A 7,652-nucleotide genomic window follows, 5' to 3' on the forward strand; every position below is an offset into this window, starting at 1 on the left:
ATCGTCAAAGAAACCGCGACACCCAGCTCCACACGAAGCTTCACCAGATGCCAACGGGGCATAACAAACTAATTCGTCGACTAATCAAACACACTGTTGAGTTCTCAAGAATCAGACGCACCCACATCGCGATCCGGTGAGGATCTCGGTTGCGTGGGGCAACTGGTCAAACCTAGCGAGCGACTTTCTGGCGAGGCAAATCCTCGGCTGTTTCGCCCTGACCCGGTGGTGTCACCGTGACCGATGACCGCTTCGGGTTGTCCTGCCCGGGGCCGGGAGCCCGACCTGACCGGTCTTGCTCCCCGCCGCTCCCTGGCGACAGAGAGAACATTATGCAGTTCGCCGGGATCGTGCAAATCGAAACGCTGTGACCGCGAGCACACTCACGTTTCCGCAGGTCAGAGGCCTGTTGGGGCCCGTGGGGCGGTTGGGGACGGGTGTCGGGCGGGCCGGAAGGGCCCGCCCCACGACGTCCTCAGGAGACCTCGACGCCCGCGAAGTTCTTCTTGCCGCGGCGCAGCACGAGCCAGGACCCGGCGACCAGGTCGGACTCGGTCGGCTGGTGGTCGGGGTCCTCGACGCGCACGTTGTTGAGGTACGCGCCGCCCTCGGCGACGGTGCGCCGCGCCTCCCCCTTGCTCTTCGCCAGGCCGGCGGCCACGAGAAGGTCGAGGATGCCGGGCAGCTCGCCGGCGGGCAGCGTCGTACCTCCCGCCTCCCTCAGCGCGGAGGCGAGCGTGTCGGGCTTGATGCCGGACAGGTCTCCCCCGCCGAACAGCGCGGCGGCCGCGGCCTTGGCGTGCTCGACCTCGTCGGCACCGTGCACCAGCGCGGTGACCTCGTCGGCCAGGCGCTTCTGACCGGCGCGCAGGAACGGCTTCTCCGCCGTCTGCTGCTCGAGCTCCTCGATCTCCTCACGCGGGAGGAAGGTGAAGATGCGCAGCAGCTCGCCGACCTTCTCGTCCTCGACGTTGAGCCAGAACTGGTGGAAGGCGTAGGGCGAGAGCATCTCGGGGTCGAGCCAGAGGGCGCCGCCCTCGGTCTTGCCGTACTTGGTGCCGTCGGTCTTGGTGATCAGCGGCGTGGCGAAGCCGTAGGCGTTCTCCCCCGTCACCCGTCGCACCAGCTCCGCGCCGCCGGTGATGTTGCCCCACTGGTCGGAGCCCCCGAACTGGAGCACCACACCGTGCTCGCGGAAGAGGTTGAGGTAGTCCATCGACTGGAGCAGCACGTAGGAGAACTCGGTGTAGCTGATGCCGGACTCCAGACGACGCTTCACGGTGTCGCGGGCCAGCATCCGGTTGACCGGGAAGTGCTTGCCGATGTCGCGCAGGAAGTCGATCGTCGACAGCGAGGCGGTCCAGTCGTAGTTGTTGACCGTCGTCGCCGCGTTGGCGCCCTCGAAGCTGACGAAGCGGGACACCTGCTGCCGGACCCGCTCGGTCCACTCCTTGACCGTGTCGAGGGAGTTGAGCGTGCGCTCCCCGGAGTCGCGCGGATCACCGATCATGCCAGTGGCGCCGCCGACGAGGATGTAAGGCGTGTGGCCGGCGTCCTGAAGGCGTCGCGCCGTCACCAGCTGCACCAGGTTGCCCATGTGGAGGCTCGGCGCCGTCGGGTCGAAGCCCACATAGAACTTGACGCTCCCCTCGCCCAGCGCAGCGCGGAGCGCGTCGCGGTCGGTGGAGTGTGCGACGAGGCCGCGCCACTCCAGCTCGTCGAGGACGTTGGGGGTGTTCACGTGGATTCCTTCGGGTGAGGTGGACTGGTTCGCGGGCACTAGCCTAGGGCGAGGACGCAGGAGGTTCGGCACGTGATCGCAGGCAGGTACCGGCTCGAGAGGCAGATCGGCCGCGGTGGCTCCGGCACCGTGCACCTCGCCGTCGACGAGGTGCTGGGCCGCCAGGTGGCGATCAAGCGCATCGGCCTGATCCCCGGGTCGGACAGCGCCGAGCTCGAGCGCGCCGAGCGCGAGGCCCGGCTGGCCGCCGCCCTCAACCACCCGCACGTGGTGTCCGTCTTCGACCTCGTCGACGAGGAGGACGTGCGCTGGCTGGTGATGGAGTACGTCGACGGCCAGACGCTGAGCGAACGGGTGCGCACGTCGGGGCCCCTGGACGCCACCGAGGCGGCGACCCTCCTCGCCCAGACCGCCGACGCGCTCGTCGAGGCGCACGAGCACGGCATCGTCCACCGCGACGTGAAGCCGAGCAACATCATGATCGCGGGCGGCGGCGCCAAGCTGAACGACTTCGGCATCGCGCGCTCGGAGGACGACCCCTCCCTCACCCAGACCGGGCTCGTGACCGGATCGCCGGCCTACCTCGCCCCGGAGGTGGCGTCGGGGTCCTCCGCCACCGCGGCGAGCGACGTGTGGTCGCTCGGCGCGACGCTCTACCACGCGGTCACGGGCAAGCCGCCGTACGACGTCGGCGACAACCTGATCGGCGCGCTCTACAAGATCGTCCACGAGGACCCGCCCCGGCTGCCCGAGGACCACCCGATGGCCGGTCTGCTCACCGTGATGATGAACCGCGACGTCGACGCGCGCTGGTCGATGCCCCGCGTGCGCGACGAGCTGGCACGCATCGCCCGCGGGCAGCGCTCCACCGTGGTCCCGGCGCCGGCACCGGCGCCGACCCGGGAGGCGACCGGCACGATGCCGTACGTCGCGGCGTCGCCACCCCCGGACCGGCCCGCGCGCCGCAACGGCGCCCGGTGGGGGTGGCTCGCAGCCGCCGCTGCGCTCGCGGTCGCGGCCGTCGTCGCGGCGTACGTCTGGGCGGGGCGCGGCACTCCCGAGGCGTTGCCCGACGAACAGCAGACGCGCACAGCGGAGTCGTCGGGGACCACCACGGGCAGCAGCGCTCCCCCGGTCACCGCCGCCGACACCCGCCGCCAGATGGACGCCTTCATCACCTCGTACCTCTCCACCGTGACCAGCGACCCCCGCGCGGCGTTCGAGCAGCTGACGCCGGAGTTCCAGGACGCGAGCGGCGGGTTCGAGGGCTACATGGGGTGGTGGGGCAAGGTGCAGTCGGCGTCGTTGGCCGACGTCGCCAGCGACCCGTCCGACCTCACGGTCGGCTACACGGTCGACTACGTGATGAAGTCCGGCGCGCGGAGCACCCAGCGCGTGCGGCTCCAGCTCGAGCGGCTCGACGACGAGCTGCGCATCGCCGGCGAGGGATAGTCAGCCCGTCGCGGGCCCGCCGAGGTCGTGGCGCTGCGCCCACAGCGCGGCCTGCGTGCGGTCGGCGACGCCGATGCGCTGGTACGCCGAGGTGAGGTGCGCCTTGACCGTGCGCTCGGTGATGCCGAGACGCTGGGCGATCTGCTTGTTGAGCAGGCCCTCGACCACCAGCCGGAGCACCTCCGCCTCGCGCGGCGACAGCGCCGCGACGTCGACGTCCTCCGACCGCCCCGGACCCACCGTGCTCGACCGGCGCGACAGCAGCCGCCGCGCCGCCCGCGGGTCGAGCGGCGACCCGCCGCGGGCCACCGCCCGGATGCCGTCGAGGAGCACCTCGGGCTCGGCGTCCTTGAGCAGGTAGCCCACCGCGCCGGCCTCGATGGCGGCGTCGATACGGGCGAAGTCGGAGAACGAGGTCAGCACCAGGACCTCCGTGCCGGTCGCCTCGCCGACGATCGCGCGGGTGGCCTCGACCCCGTCGAGGACGGGCATCTGGAGGTCCATCACCGCCACGTCGGGCCGGAGCTCCCGCACCAGGTCGATCGCCTCGCTGCCGTCCTTGGCCACGCCGACGACCTCGAGGTCGTCGGTCGACTCGATGAGACCGGTCAGCCCCCGCCGGACGACGGCGTGGTCGTCGGCCACCACGACGCGGATCATCCGACCGGCACCTCCACGCGGACCATCGTGCCCGAGCCGGGCGCGGACTCGACCTCCCAGGTGCCGCCGTGCTCGCGCACGAGGCTCTCGGTCGCACGCAGGCCGAAGTGGTCGTCGCTCGGCGCGGTGGTCGGGTCGAAGCCGACGCCGTCGTCGACGACCTCCAGCACCAGCCGGTCGTCCTCGTGGCGGACTGTCAGCGACATCCGGTCGGCGCGAGCGTGGCGCGCCACGTTGCGGACCGACTCCTGGGCGACCCGCCACACCAGCGCCACCGCCGGGCGCGGGGCGCCGTCCGCGCCGCTGACGTCGACGTCGACCGTCGTTCCCGCCGCAACCAGCGGGGCGATGAGGTCGTCGACCGCGGCGGCCAGGCCCGCCGTGTGCAGGTCGGGCGGGTAGATCTCGACCAGCAGCGACCGGAGGGACCGCATGCTCACCCGCAGCGAGCGCCCGACGTCCTCCAGCTCGCGACGGTGCGGCTCGTCCGCGTGGGCGGCCAGCGCGGAGAGCGCCATGGACGACCCGGACAGGTCCTGCACGACACCGTCGTGGAGGTCCCGGGCGATGCGCAGCCGCTCGGCGTCGGAGGCACGGACGGCTGCCTCGAGCAGCCGCTCCCGTTCGCGCGCAGCGCGTGACAGGCGGCGGGAGAGCAGGACCACCAGCGGGGTGCCGAGGGCGACGAGCGCGACCAGCGCTCCGATGGAGATCGGCAGGAACCGGTCCAGGATCCGGGTCCGGCTCGCGCGGATGTCGTCCACGCCGAGGTAGGCCTCGAACAGCAGCGGCTCGCCCTCGGGTGAGCGGACCCGCGTGTAGACCTCCAGGAGGTCGCCGCCGAGGTCGCGCTCGAAGCGGTTCTCCGGCCGGCCGAGGTCGGACAGCTCGGCATCCGTGCCCCCGTCGCGCAGCACCTCGAGCTCGTCGTCGCCCAAGGGGTAGACCGCGCCGATCAGCTCGGTGCGGTCGCTGTAGAGGACCCGGCCGTCGGCGTCCCACAGCTTGATGCGCAGGACGTCGTCGACCAGCAGCCGGTCGAGCGCCGTACGGTCCATCCGGTCGATCGCAGCGGCATCGCCCTCGACCAGGCCGGGCGGGATCGCCGGCTGGGCCACCGACCGGGCGAGCACCCACGTCAGCGAGCGGGCGTCGGCGATCGCCTCCTCGTCGGCGGCCGACCGGGACAGCGCGCCCGTCGCCAGCACCACGACGACGAGCGTGACGAATCCCGCGGCCAGGAACTGGGCCACGGGATTCGTCAACCAGCGCATGGGGCGTCCCTCCGATGAGGTCAGTAGTTGACCACACCCCGGCACACCTGGCCGTCGCGCACGGCACGGAACACGAGGGTGTCGGTGCCGGCCAGGTCGACGACCCTGCGCTCGACCTCGAACGAGCCGCTCCGCGGCGTGGTCGTCGCGGCGCCGCGGTCGCTCACGGACCCGTTGTGACGGAGCGTCCAGCGCCACCGCTGGCCGGCGACGTTCGCGTCGATCTCGCCCTCGACCTCGAGGCGGCCGTCGTCGGTCTTGACCTTGAGCTTCCAGTCGGCGCCGGCGCTGCAGCTGCCGGTGCGGATCACGCGGTCGTCGTCGCCGCCACCGCCGCCGTCGTCGTCACCGTGGCCCCCGTGGTCGTCGCCGGCCGGGTCGTCGTCGCCACCACGGAGGGACGACGGGTGGTCGACCTGGGCGGCGTGGGCAGCGCCCATCCCCACCGTGCCCACACCGATTCCGGCGAGCGCCACGCCGACGGCGAGCGATCGGGCGAGACGGGTCGTGCTGGTCATCGTGCTGGTCATCGTGATGTTCATGGGTCCTCCTCTGTCGGTGTACCCAGCCTCGTCGCCCGCGGCGCTGCCGGCGAGATGGCCGATGGTGCTAGTACCCCGACTGGTCCCAACGGGTGTGAGGCCACCTCGCGCACGTGGTTAGCCTTGAAGGTCAGCCACGGAAGGGGACTCGGTGATCGCAGGCAGGTACCGCGTGGAGAAGGAGATCGGCCGCGGAGGCGCCGGTGTCGTCCACCTCGCGCACGACGAGCTGCTGGACCGCCAGGTCGCGGTGAAGCGCATCGGCCTGCTGCCCGGCACGACCTCCGACGACGTGTCACGCGCCCAGCGCGAGGCGCGGCTCGCGGCCGGCATCAACCACCAGCACGTCGTGTCGATCTTCGACCTCGTCAAGGACGAGGACTGCTACTGGCTCGTGATGGAGCACGTCGAGGGACTCACCCTCGCCGAGCTCGTCGCGGCCGACGGCCCGCTGCCCGTCCGGCGCGCGGCGGCGATCCTCGCCCAGGCGGCGGACGCGCTCGTCCAGGCCGGCACCGCCGGGATCGTGCACCGCGACGTCAAGCCGAGCAACATCTTCGTGGGCAGCGACGACCGCGCCAAGCTCGGCGACTTCGGCATCGCGAGGGCAGCCAGCGACACCGCGCTCACCCAGACCGGCCTCATCACGGGATCCCCCGCTTACCTGGCACCGGAGGTGGCGACCGGGCAGCCGGCGACCGCGGCGAGCGACGTCTGGTCGCTCGGCGCCACGCTGTTCCACGCGCTGGTCGGCAGGCCGCCGTACGACGTCGGGGACAACGTGCTGGGCGGCCTCTACAAGATCGTCCACGACGACCCGCCCCGCCTGCCCGACGACCACCCGGTCGCGGGGCTGCTCGCCGCGATGCTCGTCAAGGAGCCCGCACAGCGCTGGCCCGTGGCGCGGGTGCGCGACGACCTGCGCCGGATCGCCCGCGGCGAGCCGTCGGAGGCCCCTTCAGCCGCGGGGCACGGCGCGCTGACGCGGGACGACTCCCCCACGGCCGTCATGGCGGCGCAGCAGCCGACCGAGGACGACGTACCGGCAGCGGTGCCGGCCGTGGCACCGGCCCCCGCACCTGTCCCGACCCCGGCCCCCACGCCGGCCCCCACCCGGACCCCGGCGCCGTCCTCCGCGTCAGCGACCTCGGGCCGGTCGAGGCTCGGCTGGGTGGCGGCGGTGCTGGCGCTCGTCCTGGTGGCGGGGATCGGCGCGTGGCTGCTCTGGCCGGGCGACGAGGAGCCGAGCGACGCCGGAGGGGGCGGCGCGTCACCGGGCGCCTCGCAGGACCCGACCTCGCAGACCCCGTCCGACAGCCCGAGCGACACCCCGTCCGAGAGCCCCTCCACCAGCGAAGAGCCGACCACCGAGCCCAGTCCGACGAACGCGGCCGGTGGGACCCCTGCGGCGATGCGCGCGTTCGTCTCGGACTACTTCTCGACCGTCACCTCCGACCCCGAGGCGACCTTCGCGATGCTGACGCCCGAGTTCCAGGCCGAGAGCGGCGGCTTCGAGCGCTACTCCGGCTTCTGGAGCAGCATCGAGTCGGCGACACCGCGGGCCATCAAGGCCGATCCCCGGTCGTTGACCACGACGTACACGATCGACTACGTGACCTCGGCGGGCCAGACGCGCACGGAGCAGGGGCGCCTGCAGCTCGAGCAGCAGGGCGACAGCTTCCTCATCGCCGGCGAGGGATAGCTCGCGCCGAGGCCCTGCACTGCGTAGGGCTGAAGAGTTCCGGTTCCTGCTTGACCTGAGGTGTTCGGCACCTGCTTGACACCCTGAAACGGAATCTAGACCTGTGCCGGCCTCGGGATCGAGGCCTTCTTCTTCCTCACTCCCCGCGGGACTCTCGTGCCACGGTCTTGAGCAGCTGGTTGCCGTCCCAGACCTGGATCACCCGGTCGGTGACGTGGACATCGACGCTGGTCCCGGCGGCGGCCTTGCCCAGACAGATCTGCTGCCACGACACCGAGATC

Annotated in this window: 6 protein-coding genes; 2 read left to right on the forward strand and 4 right to left on the reverse strand. The window is 71.9% G+C overall.

Annotation, left to right across the window (positions count from 1 at the left end):
• Window positions 1-475: 475 nt before the first annotated feature.
• Entirely contained in the window at window positions 476-1,741 is a 1,266-nt protein-coding gene (tyrS, locus tag NYO98_RS21795; protein ID WP_407673975.1) for a tyrosine--tRNA ligase, read from the reverse strand.
• A 72-nt stretch (window positions 1,742-1,813) separates the two neighbouring features.
• Here tyrS and NYO98_RS21800 point away from each other — a divergent pair, with 72 nt between their 5' ends.
• On the forward strand, window positions 1,814-3,193 hold the full coding sequence (locus NYO98_RS21800; protein WP_268114019.1) for a serine/threonine-protein kinase: 1,380 nt from the start codon (window positions 1,814-1,816) through the stop codon (window positions 3,191-3,193).
• Here NYO98_RS21800 and NYO98_RS21805 read toward each other — a convergent pair whose 3' ends face one another.
• From NYO98_RS21805 to NYO98_RS21815, 3 genes are read right to left on the reverse strand one after another with little or no spacing between them, the layout of a single operon-like run.
• On the reverse strand, window positions 3,194-3,853 hold the full coding sequence (locus tag NYO98_RS21805) for a response regulator (protein ID WP_268114020.1): 660 nt from the start codon (window positions 3,851-3,853) through the stop codon (window positions 3,194-3,196).
• Window positions 3,850-5,127: a sensor histidine kinase gene (locus tag NYO98_RS21810; RefSeq protein ID WP_268114021.1), complete on the reverse strand. Its 1,278-nt coding sequence runs from the start codon at window positions 5,125-5,127 to the stop codon at window positions 3,850-3,852. The genes NYO98_RS21805 and NYO98_RS21810 overlap by 4 nt, the downstream gene beginning before the upstream one ends.
• A gap of 20 nt (window positions 5,128-5,147) precedes the next feature.
• Window positions 5,148-5,669: a hypothetical protein gene (locus tag NYO98_RS21815; RefSeq protein ID WP_268114022.1), complete on the reverse strand. Its 522-nt coding sequence runs from the start codon at window positions 5,667-5,669 to the stop codon at window positions 5,148-5,150.
• Between the two features lie 151 nt (window positions 5,670-5,820).
• Between NYO98_RS21815 and NYO98_RS21820 the strand changes: the two genes are divergently transcribed.
• Entirely contained in the window at window positions 5,821-7,371 is a 1,551-nt protein-coding gene (locus NYO98_RS21820; RefSeq protein WP_268114023.1) for a serine/threonine-protein kinase, read from the forward strand.
• Window positions 7,372-7,652 lie beyond the last annotated feature (281 nt).

The sequence above is a fragment of the Nocardioides pini genome, from assembly GCF_026712185.1.
Lineage (GTDB): Bacteria > Actinomycetota > Actinomycetes > Propionibacteriales > Nocardioidaceae > Nocardioides > Nocardioides pini.